Genomic DNA, 19485 nt, shown 5'->3' with positions numbered 1-19485 from the left:
TGATACAACTTCGGCTGACCCACCGCTATCGGGGGCAAGCCCCCTCCCACAGTAGATTAATGATGTGGCCTATTTCTTCAGCAGCGCCGAACACGCTGCTTTGTACGCTTCATGCTGGTATTTGTTCAGCGTCGCCGGCAGTTCGAAGTTGTGCTTCTTGTTCTGCGCATTAAGGGTCTGCGGCGACAGCAAGGTCACCTCAACCCCGTCCAGCAGCTGGAACACCCCTTCAATCTTGAACGTGGTCGGGCCACCGGCGAACTCGCCTTTCTTGCTGCGCTTCTTGATCGCGATACGCTCGATGGCGTTTTCCTGCACAAATGCCTTTACCTGTGCGGCGAAGGCTTTGACGTTGGCGGCCTCGTCATCGTCTTCCAGGGCAATTTTCTTGGTCGCCAGGGTGACGTGGGCAAGTGCCTGATTGTCCAGGGAGGCGACGGCGATGATGGCTTCGCTGCCTTTGATTTCGATGCCGCAAGTCTTCATGAATAGCCTTGGTTCAGAGTAAAAGTGGCGGAGATTGTCGCTTATTCCTGCCCAATCGACTCCAAAAACTCCGACCGCTCATCACTCATCCGCGCCAGGCAGTCGTTCTGTGCGATCGCGTAGGTCTTGGTGCCGGTCACCGCCGGAAAGGTGTCCACCGCGCAATCAGCGTCACGCAATTTTTCCCACTTTTGCTGGGCATCCTTCAGACGAGCGGTAATGTCCGCCAGCTTGGTCTTGTCGCTGCCGTAGGTCGACGCCATGCGTTCTAGCAGGCCCTGGTAGTTATCCTTGAGCAGCTGTTCAGCAGTGGTTTTGTTATAGGTGGCGCATTCCAGGGTTTGCTTGTCGTTTTCGATGCCGTCGCACGGCGTGCTGTCGGTGTCTTCAGCCGCGTGAACGCCGGTTGCGATGAGTGCCAAAGCCAGGAAAATCGATTTCATTGCGCCGTCTCATATCAGTTGATGCCCGAATTCTGGCTCAAGCGTAAGACAAAGAACAGCCGCGAGTCAGACCTCTCTTGGTAGCCTTTGTCGCGGATTGACGCTTTCGGCAATTCCCCTGTCGTTTTTGCACCCGGCTCTGTCGGCCCCTGGGCATATGCTGGCCCCAAAGCGCCGGCAGACGATTCGGCGCATGAATCGCCAATAAGGGGACGCCTGATGAGCCCAGCCGAATTGCACGCCGACAGCATCGTTATCGACGGGCTGATTATTGCCAAGTGGAACCGCGACCTGTTCGAGGACATGCGCAAAGGGGGGCTCACCGCCGCCAACTGCACGGTGTCGGTGTGGGAAGGGTTCCAGGCCACCATCAACAATATCGTGGCCAGCCAGACTTTGATCCGTGAGAACAGCGACCTGGTGATCCCGGTGAAAACCACTGCGGACATCCGCAAAGCCAAGGAACAGGGCAAGACCGGCATCATCTTCGGCTTCCAGAACGCCCATGCCTTCGAAGACCAACTCGGCTACGTCGAGATCTTCAAGCAGCTCGGCGTCGGTGTGGTGCAGATGTGCTACAACACCCAGAACCTGGTCGGCACCGGTTGCTACGAGCGCGACGGCGGCCTGTCGGGCTTCGGTCGCGAGATCGTCGCCGAGATGAACCGTGTCGGCATCATGTGCGACCTGTCCCACGTGGGCTCCAAGACGTCCGAAGAAGTCATCCTCGAATCGAAAAAGCCGGTGTGCTACTCCCACTGCCTGCCGTCGGGCCTTAAAGAACACCCGCGCAACAAGTCCGATGAAGAGCTGAAGTTCATCGCCGATCACGGGGGGTTTGTCGGTGTGACCATGTTCGCGCCGTTCCTGGCCAAGGGCATCGATTCGACCATCGACGACTACGCCGAAGCCATCGAATACACCATGAACATCGTCGGTGAAGACGCCATCGGCATTGGCACCGACTTCACCCAGGGCCATGGCCAGGATTTCTTCGAAATGCTGACCCATGACAAGGGCTACGCCCGCCGCCTGACCAGCTTCGGCAAGATCATCAACCCGCTGGGCATCCGCACCGTGGGCGAGTTCCCCAACCTCACCGAGACCCTGCTCAAGCGCGGCCACCCTGAGCGCGTGGTACGCAAGATCATGGGCGAGAACTGGGTCAACGTCCTCAAGGACGTCTGGGGCGAATAAGCCACCGCTAACGCATCTTCTCCCCGGCCATCCGCGCCGGGGCACTACACAAGAATTTTCTGGAGTTAAGTTTCCATGGCCAAGATCGCCCCGCAATTGCCTATCGAAGTCGACAGCGAAACCGGTGTCTGGACCTCCGACGCCCTGCCGATGCTGTACGTGCCACGCCATTTCTTCGTCAACAACCACATGGGCATCGAAGAAGTGCTGGGCGCCGAGGCCTATGCCGAGATCCTCTACAAGGCCGGCTACAAATCCGCCTGGCACTGGTGCGAGAAAGAAGCCGAATGCCACGGCCTGGAAGGCGTCGCGGTGTTCGAGCATTACATGAAGCGCCTGTCGCAACGCGGCTGGGGCCTGTTCAAGATCCAGGACATCGACCTCGACAAAGGCACCGCCAGCGTCAAGCTCGAACACTCGGCGTTTGTCTACGTGTACGGCAAGGTCGGGCGCAAGGTCGACTACATGTTCACCGGCTGGTTTGCCGGTGCCATGGACCAGATCCTTGAGGCCCGAGGCAGCAAGGTTCGCACTGTGGCCGAACAAGTCTACGGAGGCTCCGAAGAGGGCCACGATGACGGCCTGTTCACTGTCAAGCCGTTGTAAGCCGAGGACCGTGCCATGGCTTTCGAAGCAATGTTCCAGCCGATCCAGATCGGCAAGCTGACTATCCGCAACCGCGTGCTCAGTACCGCCCACGCCGAGGTGTATGCCACCGATGGCGGGATGACCACTGACCGCTATGTGAAGTATTACGAAGAAAAAGCCAAGGGCGGTATCGGCCTGGCAATCTGCGGCGGTTCCTCGGTGGTGGCCATCGACAGCCCGCAGGAATGGTGGAGCTCGGTGAACCTGTCCACCGACCGCATCATCCCGCACTTCCAGAACCTGGCCGACGCCATGCACAAGCATGGCGCCAAGATCATGATCCAGATTACCCACATGGGCCGCCGCTCGCGTTGGGACGGCTTCAACTGGCCGACGCTGATGTCGCCGTCTGGCGTGCGTGAGCCGGTGCACCGCGCCACCTGCAAGACTATCGAGCCGGAAGAAATCTGGCGCGTGATCGGCAACTACGCCCAGGCCGCACGCCGGGCCAAGGCCGGTGGCCTGGACGGTGTGGAACTGTCCGCCGTGCACCAGCACATGATCGACCAGTTCTGGAGCCCGCGGGTCAACAAGCGGACCGACGAGTGGGGCGGCACGTTTGAAGGGCGCATGAAGTTCGGCCTGGAAGTGCTGAAGGCCGTGCGTGCCGAGGTGGGTGACGACTTCTGCGTGGGCATGCGCCTGTGCGGTGACGAGTTCCACCCGGATGGTTTGTCCCACGAGGACATGAAGCAGATCGCCAAGTATTACGACGACACCGGCATGCTCGATTTCATCGGCGTGGTGGGTTCGGGTTGCGATACCCACAACACCCTGGCCAACGTGATCCCCAATATGAGTTATCCACCGGAGCCGTTTTTGCACCTGGCCGCCGGTATCAAGGAAGTGGTCAAGGTCCCGGTGCTGCACGCGCAGAACATCAAGGACCCGAACCAGGCCACGCGCATCCTGGAAGGCGGTTATGTGGACATGGTCGGCATGACCCGCGCGCACATTGCCGACCCGCACCTGATCGCCAAGATCAAGATGGGCCAGATCGACCAGATCAAGCAATGCGTCGGCGCCAACTATTGCATCGACCGCCAGTACCAGGGCCTGGATGTGTTGTGCATCCAGAACGCCGCGACGTCCCGTGAATACATGGGCGTGCCGCATATCATCGAGAAGTCCACCGGGCCGAAACGCAAAGTGGTGGTGGTGGGTGCCGGCCCGGCCGGGATGGAAGCTGCACGCGTGGCCGCCGAACGTGGCCATGATGTGACGCTGCTGGAGAAGAAAGAATTTATCGGTGGGCAGATCACCACCGCTTCGAAAGCTCCGCAGCGTGACCAGATTGCGGGTATCACCCGCTGGTTCCAACTGGAGCTGGCACGTTTGAAAGTCGACCTGCGCCTTGGCGTGGCGGCGGATGCCGACACCATTCTGGACCTGCGTCCGGACGTGGTGGTGCTGGCGGTGGGCGGGCATCCGAATGTGGAGCAGAACGAACACTGGGGCGCCGCCGAAGGTTTGGTGGTGAGCAGTTGGGATGTGCTCGACGGCAAGGTAGCACCGGGCAAGAACGTGCTGGTGTACGACACCATCTGCGAATTCACCGGCATGTCGGTGGCGGATTTCCTCGCGGACAAAGGCAGCCAGGTCGAGATCGTCACCGACGACATCAAGCCGGGCGTGGCCATCGGCGGTACGTCGTTCCCGACCTACTACCGCAGCATGTACCCCAAGGAAGTGATCATGACCGGCGACATGATGCTGGAAAAGGTCTACCGCGAGGGCGACAAGCTGGTGGCGGTGCTGGAGAACGAATACACCGGCGCCAAAGAGGAGCGGGTGGTCGACCAGGTAGTGGTAGAGAACGGCGTGCGGCCGGACGAAGCCATCTACTACGCGCTCAAGGAAGGCTCGCGCAACAAGGGCCAGATCGACGTCGAAGCCTTGTTCGCGATCAAGCCGCAGCCGTGCCTGAGCGAGACGGGTGATGGGTACTTGCTGTTCCGCATCGGTGACTGTGTGGCGCAGCGTAATACCCACGCTGCGATCTATGACGCTCTGCGCCTGTGCAAAGATTTCTGAGCGAGCCTTGAACCAATGTGTACTCGGTCCAAATGTGGGAGGGGGCTTGCCCCCGATGGCGGAGTGTCAGTTGATACAGCTGTAGCTGACCCACTGCTATCGGGGGCAAGCCCCCTCCCACATTCAGCGCCAGTTTCACAGTAGACCTGTGCGGTCTGTGGGAGCTTCACCATGTTGAACACCTTGCTGCCTATTCTCTTGTTTACCGCCCTGGGCCTCGCCGTCCTCGGCGCCCTGCGCCGGGTGAACATGTGGCGCCGTGGCCGTGCTTCAAAGGTCGACCTATTGGGCGGCCTGCTGGCCATGCCCAAGCGCTACATGGTCGACCTGCACCACGTGGTCGCCCGCGATAAATACATCGCCAATACCCACGTCGCCACCGCGTTGGGCTTCGTGCTGTCGGCCTTGCTGGCGATCCTGGTCCACGGTTTCGGCCTGCAAAGCCGTATCCTCGGCTACGCCTTACTGTTGGCCTCGGTGCTGATGTTTGTCGGGGCCACCTTCGTCTATCTGCGTCGGCGCAACCCGCCGTCGCGCCTGTCGAAAGGCCCGTGGATGCGCCTGCCGAAAAGCCTGATGGCGTTCTCGGTGAGCTTCTTCCTGGTGACGCTGCCGGTGGCCGGGATCCTGCCGGCGGACTTCGGCGGCTGGCTGCTGGCCGCATTGCTCAGCGTCGGTGTGTTGTGGGGCGTGTCCGAAATGTTCTTCGGCATGACCTGGGGCGGCCCGATGAAACACGCCTTCGCCGGTGCCCTGCACCTGGCCTGGCACCGCCGCGCCGAGCGTTTTGGCGGTGGCCGTTCCACCGGTTTGAAACCGCTGGACCTCAGTGACAAGACTGCGCCCCTGGGTGTGGAGAAACCCAAGGATTTCACCTGGAACCAACTGCTCGGTTTCGACGCCTGCGTGCAGTGCGGCAAGTGTGAAGCCGCGTGCCCGGCGTTCGCCGCCGGCCAGCCGCTGAACCCGAAAAAGCTGATCCAGGACATGGTCGTCGGCCTGGCCGGCGGCACCGATGCCAGGTTCGCCGGCAGCCCGTATCCGGGCAAAGCGGTGGGCGAGCACAGCGGCAACCCGCACCAGCCGATCGTCAACGGCCTGGTCGACGCCGAGACCCTGTGGTCGTGCACCACCTGCCGTGCCTGCGTGGAAGAGTGCCCGATGATGATCGAGCACGTGGACGCCATCGTCGACATGCGTCGCCACCTCACGTTGGAAAAAGGCGCCACGCCGAACAAGGGTGCCGAAGTCCTGGAAAACCTGATCGCCACCGACAACCCCGGTGGTTTCGCACCGGGCGGTCGCCTGAACTGGGCGGCGGACCTGAACCTGCCGCTGCTCAGCGAAAAAGGCAGTGCCGAGGTGCTGTTCTGGGTCGGCGACGGTGCCTTCGACATGCGTAACCAACGGACTTTGCGTGCCTTCGTCAAAGTGCTGAAAGCGGCCAAGGTCGACTTCGCCGTGCTCGGCCTGGAAGAACGCGACAGCGGTGATGTCGCCCGGCGCCTGGGTGATGAAGCGACCTTCCAACTGCTGGCTTCGCGCAATATCCAGACCCTGGCCAAGTACAGCTTCAAGCGGATCGTCACCTGCGACCCCCACAGTTTCCATGTGCTGAAAAATGAATACGGCGCTTTCAACGGCAACTACCGGGTACAGCATCACAGCACCTTCATGGCCGAGTTGATCGGTGAGGGAGCGCTGAACCTGGGCCAGCACAAAGGCAACAGCGTGACCTATCACGACCCTTGTTATCTCGGCCGCTACAACGGCGAGTACGAGGCGCCGCGCCAAGTGCTGCGTGCATTGGGGATTGAGGTCAAGGAAATGCAACGCTCGGGGTTCCGTTCACGCTGCTGCGGTGGCGGCGGCGGTGCGCCAATCACTGACATCCCCGGTAAGCAACGTATCCCGGACATGCGCATGGAAGACATCCGCGAAACCGGTGCCGAGCTGGTGGCGGTGGGTTGTCCACAGTGCACGGCGATGCTTGAGGGCGTTGTAGAACCAAGACCCTTGATCAAGGACATCGCCGAGCTGGTGGCCGACGCGCTGCTCGAAGACGCCGCGCCTGCCAAAGCCCCATTGAAGCGTGAACCTGCGGAGGTGCACTGATGAGCGACATTATCCGCCGCGACCCACGGGCCGAGTGGATCGCCCGCAACCGCCTGCACCCGCTGCATGCGGCGATGCAACCGGTGCAGCACAGTTGGATGGGGCCCAATGGCGTCATCCGCAAGAACGTGCACGGCGTCGGTTTTATCGGCCCCAATGGCATCAAGCGTATCGACCGCAGCGGCGCGCAGCAGGGCGGCTCGGCCAAGCGTACGGCGGCGGTAGAAGTGCAATTGCCGCTGCATCAGATTGCCGCCCCCGCGTTCTACATCAACGTGGTACCGGACATGGTTGGCGGCCGCTTGAGCAGCCACGATCGCGACCTGTTTGGCCTGGCGCGACAACTGGCCGGCAGCGACGGCGCGGTGCTGGCGGTGGTGTTTGGTGATCACAAGGAAAGTGCGTTTGCCACGGCGGGTGTCGACCGTTTGCTGGTGCTGGAAGGCCACGCATTCGACGGTTATTCACCGGAGCAACGCGTCCAGGGCCTGCGGGCTGTGGATAACCAGTTCAACCCGCGACACTGGCTGCTGCCGGACAGCCGCAGCGGCGGTGGCGAGTTGGGTCGGCGCTTTGCCGCCAGCCTCAAGGAGCGCCCGGCCACGCGGGTGTGGCAGATCAAGGGCGACGAGTGCATCGGCCGCGCCGGTGCCGGCCAGGAAGACTTGGCCCGGCCACTGCCGCGCCTGGTCCTGGCGGCTGCCGAATGTGCCGATCCGGTCAGCGAAACCCGTCACGAAGTGCTGCCAGTGGAGTTATCCATAGCCCTGGCGCGCAGCCTGCCACGCATCGAAGACCTCGGCGCGGTGGCGGTGGACCCGGCGGCGATTCCCATGGCCGAAGCGGAATTCATTTTCTCCGGCGGCAACGGCGTGAAGGACTGGGCGCTGTTCCACCAGACCGCCGCCGCCCTGGGCGCCACCGAAGGCGCCTCGCGGGTGGCGGTGGACGATGGCTTCATGGCGCGTGATCGCCAGGTCGGTGCCAGCGGCACCTGGGTCACGGCGCGGGTCTACGTGGCCGTGGGTATTTCCGGGGCGATCCAGCACCTGCAAGGTATCGGCGCCTGCGACAAAGTGGTGGCGATCAACCTCGACCCGGGCTGCGACATGATCAAGCGGGCCGACCTGTCGGTGATCGGTGAAAGCGCCGCAATACTGCAAGCCTTGATCGCGGCGGTCGAGGCCTACCGCAACGGCGCCAAGCGCGATGCAGCATGAGGATACGACCATGACGACGAATGTAATCAGCCTGGTGTCCATCGGCGCCCACCCGACTTCCGGGCGCCCGCGCCGTGCCGAGCAGGATGCCCGTGGTGTGGAACTGGGCCTGCAAATGGCTGGGGATAAGTTGCAGGTGCTGCACGCCGGCAACATCGCCGAACCGACCCTGCGCAGTTACCTGGGCATGGGCCTGCCGCAATTGCATGTGCTGGAGCAACCGGCGGGTAGCGATGCGTTGCCGGTGCTCAGTGAGTACCTGCGCGATGCGGGTGCCCAAGTGGTGCTCGCCGGCAGCCAGGCCGAAACCGGTGAAGGCTCGGGCATGCTGCCGTTCCTGCTGGCCGAGCAACTGGGTTGGCCGCTGATCGTGGGGCTGGCGCAGGTGGAGTCCATCGACGGCGGTGTGGCCCATGTGCTGCAAGCCTTGCCCCGTGGTCAGCGGCGGCGCTTGAAGGTGCGCCTGCCGTTCCTGGCGACGGTGGATAACGCTGCGCCCAAGCCACGGCAAAGCGCCTACGGCCCGGCGCAACGCGGTGAGTTGGCGGCCCATGAAGTCCGGATTGAAGAGGATGAGCTGTTCCATGCGGCGGTGTTGCAGCCGGCCAAGCCACGGCCCAAGCGTCTCAAGGTGATCAAGGCCAAGAGCGGCGCTGACCGGATGAAAGCCGCCACGGCCAAGGCCAGTGGTGGCGGTGGGCAAGTGCTCAAGGGTGTGAGCCCGGAAGAGGGCGCCCAGGCGATCCTCAAGCTATTGGTTGAGGAAGGTGTGGTTCGCTGAACATGAACAGGGACTGTGGTTTACCCACAATCCCTGTTGACCTGTCTGTGGATAACCTGTTCGCGGTTGTCCACACCCCTGATGAATCAAGCGCTAGAGTCCCATGTACGAAAAATAACCAAGCTAACTGAAGGTTTTTGATGGGGTTTTTCGCTGCATCGGTGTATTTCTCTGAACCGACTTGCCCCCATAGTCTGTTGGTGCTTCTGTGGATAACGTGTTCGCTCTCGGCTGAGGGCCTTATTAATAAAGGCCTGCATGGAGTTGATCAAAATCTGATCGATGTAAGCGGTTTCTCAGCTGAGACGCCTGAAAGCCTAGATTCATGAAGCTTTGAGGTGGTTTTCCACAGCGTGATCGGAGTTGCCCCCAAAGTCTGTTGGTGCATCTGTGGATAAGGTGTTCGTGTACTGCTACAAGCCACGTCAATCATGGCTTTCATTAGGTTGTTCAAAAAACGAACAAAGCCGGCCCAGACTCACTGCTTTGAATAAGTCACGGATTTTATTCACTTAATTTCAGGCTGGTGCGGCGCTTGTCCACAATTGCTGTGGGTGGCTCTGTGGATAAGTTGTTGGGCAAAGGCTGGAGGGCAGGGGAAACAAGGGGAAGCAGGGGGTTGAATGTTTTTTGTACAATTCAGCCCCCCGGACCAACGTGTCATTCGTGAGCGGCAACACCCTTGAGGTAGGGCGCCGGAGCGGCCCCAAGGTTGTGCAGCATGCGCTCGCTATACCAGTCCACGAAGTTCACCACGCCGAACTCATAGGTCTTGGAGTACGGGCCAGGCTGGTAAGCGGTGGAGTTGATCCCGCGCTGGTTCTCTTCGGCCAGGCGACGATCCTGGTCGTTGGTGGCGTCCCACACTTCGCGCATGCGTGCCACATCGTAGTCCACACCTTCCACGGCGTCCTTGTGCACCAGCCACTTGGTGGTGACCATGGTTTCCTGGGCGCTGATCGGCCACACAGTGAACACGATGATGTGGTCGCCCATGCAGTGGTTCCAGGAGTGGGGCAGGTGCAGGATGCGCATCGAGCCCAGGTCCGGGTTCTTGATGCGGCCCATGAGTTTGGCGCAGCCCTGTTTACCGTCCATGGTCATCGACACGGTGCCTTTGAGCAGCGGCATGCGCACGATACGGTTACGCAGGCCGAAGCTGGCGTGGGCGTAAGGGATCTTCTCGGCATCCCAGGCGGCGGCGGAGGCGGCTACATGGTCCTTGAACGCCTGGTCGGCGCGCGGATCGGTGACGTCGTCCCATTCCAGCAGGGTTTTCAGCAGTTCCGGGTGCGACGCGTTGCAGTGGTAGCACTCGCGGTTGTTTTCCAGCACCAGCTTCCAGTTGGCTTTTTCCATCAAGGTGGTTTGCACCGCCACCTTGGTGTTCTCCATGTCGTAGGGTTCCATGTAGTGGTTCAGCGTCGACAGGAAGTCGTCGATGGCTGGCGGGTTCTCCGCCAGGCTGATGAAGATGTAGCCGCCGGCGGTCTTCACGTTCACTGGCTTGAGGCCGTACTGCTTCATGTCAAAGTCGGCGCCCATCTCGGTGCCGGCGAACAGCAGGCGGCCGTCCAGCTCGTAGGTCCACTGGTGGTAGTGGCACACGAGTTTGGCGACCTTGCCCTTGTCGCTGGTGCACAAGCGCGAGCCACGGTGGCGGCACACGTTGTGGAACGCGTGCACCACGCCTTCGGCGCCACGGATCACGATGATCGGGTTCTTGCCCACTTGCAGGGTCAGGTAGTTGCCCTTGGTGGGGATCTCGCAGGTCATGCCGGCGATCAACCACTCTTTCTGGAAGATCTCCTGCATGTCGATATCAAACAGCCGCTCATCAGAGTAGAACGGCTGTGGCAGCGAGAAAGTGCGCTCGCGCTCTTGCAGCATCTGCGCGGTGGCCTTGCGTGCGGGTTCCAGCGGATCGCCCAAGCTTAAGGTTGCGGTGACGTCCATCGTGTGTGTCCTCATGGCCATTCTGTGTGGCCGGCGAATAGTGGCTACGGTTGTACTACGCAAGGCATAAAGAAAGCGTCGTTGTTGGGAGCGAGTGTGGGGCCGCGCAACGTCAGAACCTTATCCGTGGGCGACATGGCCCAATCTGTTCCCGACGCGCAACCCTAGGTCGTTGGGGGCTGGTCGCGATAAGTATGTGAATGTCGCAGATAGGTAAATGGGCGGTTCCGGCGTTACGCAGAATCGCCACCATAAGGCCGACGTCGGCGGTGGAGAACAACATGTCCAATAATTTCCTGAATCCGGTAACCACCCAGACCTGGGCCAATGGTCGGCACATTGTCCGGTGCGTCAAAGTCATCCAGGAAACCTGGGACGTACGCACCTTCTGCTTCATGGCTGATCAGCCGATCCTGTTCTTCTTCAAGCCAGGGCAATTCGTCACCCTGGAGCTGGAGATCGAAGGCCAGCCGATCATGCGTTCCTACACCATTTCCAGCTCGCCGTCGGTGCCTTACAGCTTCTCGGTGACCATCAAGCGTGTACCGGGCGGCAAGGTTTCCAACTGGCTGCACGACACCCTGCACGAAGGCCAGGAGCTGGCGGTGCACGGGCCGGTGGGCCTGTTCAATGCCATCGACTATCCGAGCCCGAAGGTGCTGTACCTCAGCGGCGGCGTCGGCATCACGCCGGTGATGTCCATGGCCCGTTGGTTCTACGATACCAACGCCAATGTCGACATGACCTTTATTCACAGCGCCCGCTCGCCCAAGGACATCATCTACCACCGCGAGCTGGAGCACATGGCGTCGCGAATCGACAACTTCAGCCTGCACCTGATTTGCGAGAAGCACGGGTTGGGCGAGCCATGGGCCGGTTATCGCGGTTACCTGAACCACAAGATGCTCGAACTGATGGTGCCGGACTTCCTCGAGCGCGAAGTGTTCTGTTGCGGGCCTACGCCTTACATGAACGCAGTGAAGCGCTTGCTGGAAGTGGCCGGTTTCGACATGACGCGGTATCACGAGGAGTCCTTCGGCGCCACGCCGCCGGAAGCCCGTGCCGATGCGGTGGAACAAGCCGAACAGGCCGCCGAAGCGCCGGAAATCGACTTGGCGGATCTGCATCAGGTGGAGTTCATTGCGTCGGGCAAAAGTATTCGCGTGGCCCCTGGCGAAACTGTCCACGCCGCTGCTGCGAAGCTTGGATTGCTGATCCCGAAAGCCTGCGGCATGGGCATCTGTGGTACGTGCAAGGTGATGAAGCTGGGTGGCGAGGTCGAGATGGACCACAACGGCGGGATTACCGAGGAAGATGAAGCCGAGGGTTACATCCTGTCGTGCTGCAGCGTGCCGAAGGGTGATGTGCGTATCGAGTTCTGACTAACGAAGCCGTTCTAAATGTGGGAGGGGGCAAGCCTCCTCCCACAGTCAGTGCTTAACGCACAAACAGGTTGATGATGTACGAGCCCGATGCTGTCATTTCGAACTCTTTTCCGGTGACGGTAAAGGTGCGGGATGGCTCGACGATGGTGTCGCCGACGTTCGCCAGCTTCCTCAGGTCATCCAGGCTGACGAGCGTGGCATTGACGTCGCCGCGCAGTTGAGAGTCAGTGGTGTAGCATTGAATTTCCATGATGTTGCCCTCGATAGGATTTCCATTTCCAGCCGATTATTCGGCAGGCAGTCAGCCCGAAAAAACGCGTCCGTTGTTTCGGGGTGACGGGATCTTATCCAGGGCAGGGGCTAGATAGATACTGTCGGAAACACGTACAAACAGTCTCTGAGAATGGGCTGAGAGGCCCGTCTTTTCAGGCTTCCATCACTTTCCGAATGTCCGCAGCCAATTCTCTTACACGCTCTTCCTCGGTATCCCACGCACACATAAAGCGCGCGCCGCCCTTGCCGATGAAGGTGTAGAAACGCCAGCCCTTGGCCGTCAACGCTGCGATGGCCGGCTCCGAGAGTTGCAGGAACACGCCGTTGGCCTGCACCGGGAACATCAACTCCACACCGGGAATATCCGCCACCAGGCTGCTCAGCAGCTGCGCGCAGTGGTTGGCATGGCGTGCGTGTTTGAGCCAGGCGTCGTTTTCCAACAGACCTACCCACGGGGCCGAAAGAAAGCGCATTTTCGATGCCAGCTGCCCGGCCTGTTTGCAGCGGTAGTCGAAGTCTTCGGCCAGCTTGTGGTTGAAGAACAGGATCGCTTCACCCACGGCCATGCCGTTCTTCGTGCCGCCAAAGCACAGCACGTCCACACCGGCTTTCCAGGTCAGGTCGGCGGGCGAGCAGCCGAGGAACGCGCAGGCGTTGGAGAAGCGTGCGCCGTCCATATGCAGGTTCAGGCCCAGCTCTTTGCAGGTGGCGCTGATGGCGCGGATTTCTTCCGGGGTGTACACGCTGCCGACTTCCGTGGCTTGGGTCAGGGTGACCACGCGTGGCTTGGGGTAGTGGATGTCCTGGCGCTTGAGGGCGATCTCGCGGATCGACTCCGGGGTCAGCTTGCCGTTTTCGGTGCGGGCGGTGAGCAGCTTGGAGCCGTTGGAGAAAAACTCCGGCGCGCCGCATTCGTCGGTTTCGACGTGGGCGGTTTCCGAGCAAATCACGCTATGGTAGCTCTGGCACAGCGAAGACAGCGCGAGCGAGTTGGCGGCGGTACCGTTGAAGGCGAAGAACACTTCGCAGTCGGTTTCGAACAAGTTGCGGAAACCGTCGGCGGCGCGGTGGGTCCATTCATCATCGCCGTAGGCGCGTTGATGGCCCTGGTTGGCTTGTTCCATGGCGGCCCAGGCTTCCGGGCAGATGCCGGAATAGTTGTCACTGGCGAATTGTTGGCTCTTGTCGGTCATGGCCCATTCCTGTGGTCGATGTTGGTGCGCACTGTAACCAAGATTGTCGCGGGTGCGCACGCACTGTAAATGCAAAGTCACTGGGGAATTATGCACGGTACTGGAACGATGCCTGTCGGACGTGTCCGCGATGGGGCTCTGGATCTGCTCAAGTGGCTGGCGCTGTTGAGTATGGTGCTGGACCACCTGCGCTATGTCGGTTTAAGCCTGGATGGCCTGTATGTGCCGGGGCGCCTGGCGTTTCCGTGGTTTTGCCTGGCAATTGCGGCCAACCTGCATCGGGTCGCAGGCACGCCGGTGACGCGTCAATGGCATTACGTGGGGTGGCTGTTGCTGTTCAGTGTGATCAGCGAAGTGCCATACCGGATGTTTATCGAGGATGCCGATACGCTGAACGTATTGCCGACGTTGGCGCTGGGTTTGCTGGTTGCCAGAGGATGGCATCAGAAGGCGCTTCTTGATCGAGGATTGGCGCTGATTGCTGTCATGATCGCAGCCGTGTTTTCCACGCAGCTGATGTTTGGCTTTTTTGGCGTATTACTGCCACTGGCGATGGTGCTGGTGTTTTGTCGTCCCTGGTATTTCAGCATATTACCGGGCGCGGTCTGCGTCGTAGCCAATCAATGGCAGGCCCTGCTCAACAGCGGTACGTTTTTGGCGCTGTCGGGACTGACGGTGTGCATGGTCGCGCCACTGCTCGGCTTGGTCCTGCTGCGACATGCCAAAAACGCCGCGCCACCCGCCATGCGGCGCTGGGCGTATAGCCTTTACCCCGCGCATTTTATAGTGTTGCTTGCCGTGCGACAGGTGATTGCTTGACCGCGCAAGGGCCGTATTGGCTATGGCTTTTCAAGCCAGGGAGGAGGGAACGGATGGGCACGATACAGTTCACGCATTCTTTTTACATCGCTCTCGAACCAGTCCCGTATCCATCGTCGGTACTGCAGGGAAATAACCTGTTGATTCGTTGGGTTGTCACATCCTTCGATGACAGCCTGGGCGGCCATCATTCCTGACATTAGTGCTTTAAGAACCCCATGAGAGGCGCCCGGATCTATCACCGTGCTGGCGTCTCCCGCGATGAAGTAGCCATTGCCTGCCGATTGCTCGCAGATTCTCCAAGTAACATCGGCACCCTGCATTTTCCCCACGTGGGTCAGGTGTTCGAAGGAGGATGGAACAGCAGATGCCTTGCAGATCTGAGCGTGCTCAAAATAGAGGCGTGTCCAGTGATACAGCTTTCGTCCTACCTGTGCGGTCCAATACCACCCCAGCCGATCGGCGAAAATACCCAGTGCACTTTCGTCGACCGTTCCGCTCGTATAACCATACAGGGCCGTAAGTGGCGGTGAGTAGCAACGTGATCCCAGCCCGAGCTGACGTGTGAGCCAGCCATGAGCGCCGCTGGCATCCACAAGCTGGCGGCAAGACAGAGCCCCGGTAAGGGTTTGCACGCCCATGACGCGACCGTTTTCCAGGAGTACCTTTTTTGCATGGCAAGGCTGCAGGGCCTGGACCCCCAGCGCGATTGCCTTCGCCAATAAAAAACCATCCAATGTGGACCTGGGTATTTGAAACCCTGACCAAGCGCCATCGGCATCATTTCCGAAGGGAGTAAAGTTTCGTTCCTTATCCCACGTTACCCAGTTTCCAAAAGGCCTGATGAATTTGCCCGCCTGCACTTGGTTCATCACACCTAACTGTTTAAGAAGAGGCTCTATGCCAGGATGCAGTGTTTCGCCAGGACGTTCGCGAGGAAATGAAAGGCGCTCAACAATGGCCACCCTCAAGCCATGTTGAGCGCAAGCAATAGCCGTCGCGCATCCTGCTGGGCCGGCGCCTATTATGACGACATCGTAGTCAGTCATCGTGTCGGACTTTAGTTGTGGTTAAACGGGTTGCCATGGACGCGTGCCTGATTGGTGAAAAATGACATGTGGCCAGACGAGATAATTTGAAGTTTCTATGACTTTGATTAAGGTTTTATTGAAGTGTGGAGAGGCGCTTGGTTCATAGCGATAGAGTTCGAATCGATAAGCGGCGGCATCAAGTTTGACGTTTGAATTTAGAGGGGCGTCGAGCTCTCTTAAATCGTCGGACGTTATAGTTTTGAACGAGCGTATAAACCATTTTTCATGCAGGGAGCCGAGTGCAAGTTTGACACGTCGGAATGCATCAATACGTCTTTGGTATTCCAAGGTATCAATCTTGCCGGTCAAGGCGAGTGAGAACTTACCTTCCAGAGCGCTTTCCGTATAATCACCATAGCGATAACTGTGATAAGCAATTTGTGTCACGTTGTTGGCAATAATACTGTGTGGTGCGGGGATGCCGTCCCAAGAAAAACCGGCGGTGATGCCTATTTCCTGATCGAGCATCGGTTTAATCGTCGGGCCCGCTCCGGCGTCGGGTTCAAAGGATTGAGCGGCGTCAGGAGCGACTGCCGGCCAAAATGAACTCAGCGCGGCACACAGTTTTGCGTCCTCTGGAAAAGGGCTGCCTAGCCTGTACGCTGCGAGGTGCGGCACGGCGCCCGAGCTACTCTCGTATTCGACAGCACCGACATCCCAGCCAGGAGCAAAGACTCCCGCTGCGGCATCTGGAAGGCATGAGGCACGTTTGGCCGACGCTGTATCAGGTTTGGCCGCAGTCGACTGTCCAACAGTTGACCCATGGTGACCCACAATCGCAGTTATGCTGACATCAGTGCTGGAAAAGAGGGTGGGAAAAGACTGGATATTGGCCGCATAGCGAGAATCGGACAGGCATTCAGGGGCTGTCCGAAACACGGTTTTTTGAATGTCCGGACTCAGGGTCTCCAGCCACTCGCTCAGATGCCGCTGATTACACAGAGGGTAGAAGTCGGGAGCGCACAGCAAAGAGTAGGCGGGTATGCGATTTGGAAAAGCGGTGTCCAGCGCTGGGCATTGAGCTTGAATCCAGCCGTCTGCGGTAAAGTCCAGGTAATGCAGGGCTTGGAAGTCGCCTTTTTCCAGCTCACTGAGGATGCCTGGCTGTTGGTTGAAGTTAACAAGGTTGCCGGCGTCGTCAACTTTATGGCGAATGTGCACATATTCCGGAGCGTTTTCGGGCCCGATCAGGGTGGATGCTAACAGCCTTGGCGATTTTGGTACGTTGAAGGTCAACGGCTTACCTTTGTATTGCGCCGCTTCAACCAGAAATCTGCGTGGCGAGGCTGCCATGAGCCCCGCGCCGAATTCCAGTTCGCAAAGCCAGTTGCCGAGCCCTTCGGTTATGACAAAAGGTGGTTGACTGATGTCTGGTTCTTCCCAGCCCGACCCGGCGCCCAACATCAAGTGTAGGCGGCGTATTTTCTCGTTTTTGTGCATCGCTGTCAGTTGGACGTCAAGGTTCAGACCCTCAATGCACTCGGTGCCGTGGAACAGTTTGTGCAGGGGTACCCAAAAATCGTGGGTTTCGTCCTTTTCGCGCACGCGCATAGGACCGAAAGTTGTGGCGTCTCCTTTGCGTTGGATGGCGATGTAGGCGGCGTATCGAGCAGGCAAGACACGAATGGCGTGGTTGTCATCTGCAACAAAAGGTAGGAACCCTCTACTTTGTGCATCGTACAAAGGTTCAGCGGTGCCAACGCGTGATATGCCGGTTCGTGAAAAACACATATCGGCCTGTTCTTTGTGAACTGTATCAGGTGCCGGTCGGTACTCATTAGCAAAGACGACCACTGCCATGGGCGCACCATTGGCGAGTTCTTTTAATTGCTGGAGGCTGGGTGGTTGGCTGCCGTAAACATAGTTCATGACTGTTTCCAGCTCGGCAGCCGTGGGGTAAATCTGAAGGGGATTACCTTTCGCATCCATTGTTACGTTAGCGTTGGCCAGTGCGTGAAACAGCAAACTGAGTGCGGGCTTGCCGGGTTCAATGCCGCGTACACCGCTTGACGCGAAGTCTTCAAAGCCGGCGAGTGTTCGATCCACCTTTAAGACGTTACGCAGTTCATCTTGCAAGGAAGGTGCAAGGATGTTGAGGCCGTGATGAAGCAGTAAGTTATGCCAGCCACCAGGGGCCAGTCGGGTGCAAATATCTTTGACTTGATCAATTAAAGCCATGTTTGTTCTCCTGCGGTTTAAAAGTCAGTTTCAAGATAGCGTTGCCGGATTGTTGCGCGAGTCGAGGTATTGCTCGGGGAGCAATTAAGTTCTGATGTAGGGTGAAATGCAAAAGACGTTTTGTAAGTGGTTATTTGGTTGGGTGTTTTCAAAGTTTATTTTAATGTTTGCCTATTAGTGGTTTTTGTAAGAAGCCTCTTTCAGTAGGTTTGTTTGTATATAAAACTTTCTGCCGGGCAGGTGCCTGCCTCTTCGTGTACGTTGAAAACGAGGTCGACCAGCAACCCATGTCGTAAACGCACCTTTGCATGGCGTGCGCAGGCATTTGACCTGTCTGCGCCAGCCCTACCATCGCATCAAAGGGCCCTGCACGGGCCTCAACAATACGAAAGGCTGGGAGAGACGCGATGTTCAGCAAACAAGACCAGATCCAGGGATATGACGACGCACTGCTGGCGGCCATGAATGCCGAGGAGCAGCGCCAGGAAGATCATATCGAGTTGATCGCGTCAGAGAACTACACCAGCAAACGCGTGATGCAAGCCCAAGGCAGCGGCCTCACCAACAAATACGCCGAAGGCTACCCAGGCAAGCGCTACTACGGTGGCTGCGAGCATGTGGACAAAGTTGAAGCCCTGGCCATCGAGCGCGCCAAGCAGCTGTTCGGCGCCGATTACGCCAACGTGCAGCCACACTCCGGCTCGTCCGCCAACAGCGCTGTGTACCTGGCCCTGCTGAACGCCGGCGACACCATCCTGGGCATGAGCCTGGCCCACGGCGGTCACCTGACCCACGGCGCCAAGGTGTCGTCCTCGGGCAAGCTGTACAACGCGGTGCAATACGGGATCAACACCGACACCGGCCTGATCGATTACGACGAAGTCGAGCGCCTGGCGGTGGAGCACAAGCCGAAAATGGTCGTGGCCGGTTTCTCCGCCTACTCCAAGACCCTGGATTTCCCACGCTTCCGTCAGATCGCGGACAAAGTGGGGGCGCTGCTGTTCGTCGACATGGCCCACGTCGCCGGCCTGGTTGCCGCCGGCCTGTACCCGAACCCGCTGCCCTACGCCGATGTGGTCACCACCACCACCCACAAGACCCTGCGCGGTCCTCGTGGCGGCCTGATCCTGGCCAGGTCCAATGAAGAGATCGAAAAGAAACTCAACGCCGCCGTATTCCCCGGCGCCCAGGGCGGCCCGCTGATGCACGTCATCGCCGGCAAGGCCGTGTGCTTCAAGGAAGCGCTGGAGCCAGGCTTCAAGGCTTACCAGCAGCAAGTGATCGACAACGCCCAGGCGATGGCCAGCGTATTTATCAAACGCGGCTACGATGTAGTGTCCGGCGGCACCGATAACCACCTGTTCCTGGTCAGCCTGATCCGTCAGGGCCTTACCGGCAAAGAGGCGGACGCCGCCCTCGGTCGCGCCCACATCACCGTCAACAAGAACGCCGTGCCGAATGACCCGCAGTCGCCGTTCGTGACCTCGGGCCTGCGCATCGGCACCCCGGCGGTGACCACGCGTGGTTTCAAAGTGCCGCAGTGCATCGAACTGGCCGGCTGGATCTGCGACATCCTCGACAACCTCGGCGATGCCGACGTCGAGGCCAACGTGGCCAAGCACGTGTCTGCCCTGTGCGCTGATTTCCCGGTTTATCGCTGAGCGCG

Annotated in this window: 16 protein-coding genes; 9 read left to right on the top strand and 7 right to left on the bottom strand. The window is 59.4% G+C overall.

Annotated features, from left to right (window positions below):
• Window positions 1-69: 69 nt before the first annotated feature.
• Both K5K89_RS26940 and K5K89_RS26935 read right to left on the bottom strand, forming a co-directional pair.
• Window positions 70-486, bottom strand: a complete 417-nt coding sequence (locus tag K5K89_RS26940) for a DUF3010 family protein (RefSeq protein WP_058426637.1) — start codon at window positions 484-486, stop codon at window positions 70-72.
• A 41-nt stretch (window positions 487-527) separates the two neighbouring features.
• Window positions 528-929 carry a lysozyme inhibitor LprI family protein gene (locus K5K89_RS26935; RefSeq protein WP_222540556.1) on the bottom strand — a complete coding sequence of 134 codons (402 nt, stop codon included), beginning with the start codon at window positions 927-929 and terminating at the stop codon, window positions 528-530.
• Window positions 930-1148: 219 nt separating this feature from the next.
• Between K5K89_RS26935 and K5K89_RS26930 the strand changes: the two genes are divergently transcribed.
• From K5K89_RS26930 to K5K89_RS26905, 6 genes are all read left to right on the top strand, one after another.
• Window positions 1149-2126, top strand: coding sequence for a dipeptidase (locus tag K5K89_RS26930; protein ID WP_010207105.1), 978 nt, complete (start codon window positions 1149-1151; stop codon window positions 2124-2126).
• Window positions 2127-2201: 75 nt separating this feature from the next.
• On the top strand, window positions 2202-2732 hold the full coding sequence (locus K5K89_RS26925) for a DUF5943 domain-containing protein (RefSeq protein WP_071490300.1): 531 nt from the start codon (window positions 2202-2204) through the stop codon (window positions 2730-2732).
• A 15-nt stretch (window positions 2733-2747) separates the two neighbouring features.
• Entirely contained in the window at window positions 2748-4808 is a 2061-nt protein-coding gene (gene dgcA, locus K5K89_RS26920) for a dimethylglycine demethylation protein DgcA (RefSeq protein WP_071490299.1), read from the top strand.
• A gap of 171 nt (window positions 4809-4979) precedes the next feature.
• A complete protein-coding gene (dgcB, locus tag K5K89_RS26915; RefSeq protein ID WP_222540555.1) occupies window positions 4980-6923 on the top strand; it encodes a dimethylglycine demethylation protein DgcB in 1944 nt (647 codons plus the stop codon).
• Window positions 6923-8143 (top strand): electron transfer flavoprotein subunit alpha/FixB family protein, encoded by a 1221-nt coding sequence (locus tag K5K89_RS26910; RefSeq protein WP_222540554.1) that lies wholly within the window; start codon window positions 6923-6925, stop codon window positions 8141-8143. The genes dgcB and K5K89_RS26910 overlap by 1 nt, the downstream gene beginning before the upstream one ends.
• A 10-nt stretch (window positions 8144-8153) precedes the next feature.
• On the top strand, window positions 8154-8924 hold the full coding sequence (locus K5K89_RS26905) for an electron transfer flavoprotein subunit beta (RefSeq protein ID WP_222540553.1): 771 nt from the start codon (window positions 8154-8156) through the stop codon (window positions 8922-8924).
• A gap of 660 nt (window positions 8925-9584) precedes the next feature.
• On the opposite strand, the gene gbcA is transcribed toward K5K89_RS26905, so the two are convergent.
• The gene (gene gbcA, locus K5K89_RS26900) at window positions 9585-10880 is read right to left on the bottom strand and encodes a glycine-betaine demethylase subunit GbcA (RefSeq protein WP_071490295.1); all 1296 of its coding nucleotides are present in this window, start codon (window positions 10878-10880) and stop codon (window positions 9585-9587) included.
• Between the two features lie 281 nt (window positions 10881-11161).
• Here gbcA and gbcB point away from each other — a divergent pair, with 281 nt between their 5' ends.
• Complete coding sequence (gene gbcB / locus K5K89_RS26895; RefSeq protein ID WP_071490294.1) at window positions 11162-12262, top strand: glycine-betaine demethylase subunit GbcB; 1101 nt, start codon at window positions 11162-11164, stop codon at window positions 12260-12262.
• Window positions 12263-12317: 55 nt separating this feature from the next.
• Here gbcB and K5K89_RS26890 read toward each other — a convergent pair whose 3' ends face one another.
• Both K5K89_RS26890 and K5K89_RS26885 read right to left on the bottom strand, forming a co-directional pair.
• Window positions 12318-12515 (bottom strand): hypothetical protein, encoded by a 198-nt coding sequence (locus tag K5K89_RS26890; protein WP_071490293.1) that lies wholly within the window; start codon window positions 12513-12515, stop codon window positions 12318-12320.
• Window positions 12516-12690: 175 nt separating this feature from the next.
• Complete coding sequence (locus tag K5K89_RS26885; protein WP_058426659.1) at window positions 12691-13731, bottom strand: threonine aldolase family protein; 1041 nt, start codon at window positions 13729-13731, stop codon at window positions 12691-12693.
• Between the two features lie 90 nt (window positions 13732-13821).
• Here K5K89_RS26885 and K5K89_RS26880 point away from each other — a divergent pair, with 90 nt between their 5' ends.
• The gene (locus tag K5K89_RS26880) at window positions 13822-14550 is read left to right on the top strand and encodes a TraX family protein (protein ID WP_222541757.1); all 729 of its coding nucleotides are present in this window, start codon (window positions 13822-13824) and stop codon (window positions 14548-14550) included.
• A gap of 20 nt (window positions 14551-14570) precedes the next feature.
• Here the strand turns inward: K5K89_RS26880 and K5K89_RS26875 are convergent, their stop codons facing one another.
• Both K5K89_RS26875 and K5K89_RS26870 read right to left on the bottom strand, forming a co-directional pair.
• Window positions 14571-15599 carry an NAD(P)/FAD-dependent oxidoreductase gene (locus K5K89_RS26875; protein ID WP_071490291.1) on the bottom strand — a complete coding sequence of 343 codons (1029 nt, stop codon included), beginning with the start codon at window positions 15597-15599 and terminating at the stop codon, window positions 14571-14573.
• A 21-nt stretch (window positions 15600-15620) separates the two neighbouring features.
• Window positions 15621-17819: a hypothetical protein gene (locus K5K89_RS26870; RefSeq protein ID WP_222540552.1), complete on the bottom strand. Its 2199-nt coding sequence runs from the start codon at window positions 17817-17819 to the stop codon at window positions 15621-15623.
• Window positions 17820-18226: 407 nt separating this feature from the next.
• On the opposite strand from K5K89_RS26870, the gene glyA reads away from it, so the two are divergent.
• Entirely contained in the window at window positions 18227-19480 is a 1254-nt protein-coding gene (gene glyA / locus K5K89_RS26865; protein WP_071490289.1) for a serine hydroxymethyltransferase, read from the top strand.
• The last annotated feature ends 5 nt before the right edge of the window (window positions 19481-19485 follow it).

Source organism: Pseudomonas sp. DR208, from assembly GCF_019823005.1.
Classification (GTDB): domain Bacteria; phylum Pseudomonadota; class Gammaproteobacteria; order Pseudomonadales; family Pseudomonadaceae; genus Aquipseudomonas; species Aquipseudomonas extremorientalis.
The sequence above is the reverse complement of the archived record's forward strand: the minus strand, read 5'-3'. Positions and strand labels throughout refer to the sequence as shown.

Bases quoted from the DNA above. Each gene is read 5' to 3' on its own strand.
- K5K89_RS26940 (WP_058426637.1), bottom strand. From the start codon at position 486: ATGAAGACTTGCGGCATCGAAATCAAAGGCAGCGAAGCCATCATCGCC.
- K5K89_RS26935 (WP_222540556.1), bottom strand. From the start codon at position 929: ATGAAATCGATTTTCCTGGCTTTGGCACTCATCGCAACCGGCGTTCAC.
- K5K89_RS26930 (WP_010207105.1), top strand. From the start codon at position 1,149: ATGAGCCCAGCCGAATTGCACGCCGACAGCATCGTTATCGACGGGCTG.
- K5K89_RS26925 (WP_071490300.1), top strand. From the start codon at position 2,202: ATGGCCAAGATCGCCCCGCAATTGCCTATCGAAGTCGACAGCGAAACC.
- dgcA (WP_071490299.1), top strand. From the start codon at position 2,748: ATGGCTTTCGAAGCAATGTTCCAGCCGATCCAGATCGGCAAGCTGACT.
- dgcB (WP_222540555.1), top strand. From the start codon at position 4,980: ATGTTGAACACCTTGCTGCCTATTCTCTTGTTTACCGCCCTGGGCCTC.
- K5K89_RS26910 (WP_222540554.1), top strand. From the start codon at position 6,923: ATGAGCGACATTATCCGCCGCGACCCACGGGCCGAGTGGATCGCCCGC.
- K5K89_RS26905 (WP_222540553.1), top strand. From the start codon at position 8,154: ATGACGACGAATGTAATCAGCCTGGTGTCCATCGGCGCCCACCCGACT.
- gbcA (WP_071490295.1), bottom strand. From the start codon at position 10,880: ATGGACGTCACCGCAACCTTAAGCTTGGGCGATCCGCTGGAACCCGCA.
- gbcB (WP_071490294.1), top strand. From the start codon at position 11,162: ATGTCCAATAATTTCCTGAATCCGGTAACCACCCAGACCTGGGCCAAT.
- K5K89_RS26890 (WP_071490293.1), bottom strand. From the start codon at position 12,515: ATGGAAATTCAATGCTACACCACTGACTCTCAACTGCGCGGCGACGTC.
- K5K89_RS26885 (WP_058426659.1), bottom strand. From the start codon at position 13,731: ATGACCGACAAGAGCCAACAATTCGCCAGTGACAACTATTCCGGCATC.
- K5K89_RS26880 (WP_222541757.1), top strand. From the start codon at position 13,822: ATGCACGGTACTGGAACGATGCCTGTCGGACGTGTCCGCGATGGGGCT.
- K5K89_RS26875 (WP_071490291.1), bottom strand. From the start codon at position 15,599: ATGACTGACTACGATGTCGTCATAATAGGCGCCGGCCCAGCAGGATGC.
- K5K89_RS26870 (WP_222540552.1), bottom strand. From the start codon at position 17,819: ATGGCTTTAATTGATCAAGTCAAAGATATTTGCACCCGACTGGCCCCT.
- glyA (WP_071490289.1), top strand. From the start codon at position 18,227: ATGTTCAGCAAACAAGACCAGATCCAGGGATATGACGACGCACTGCTG.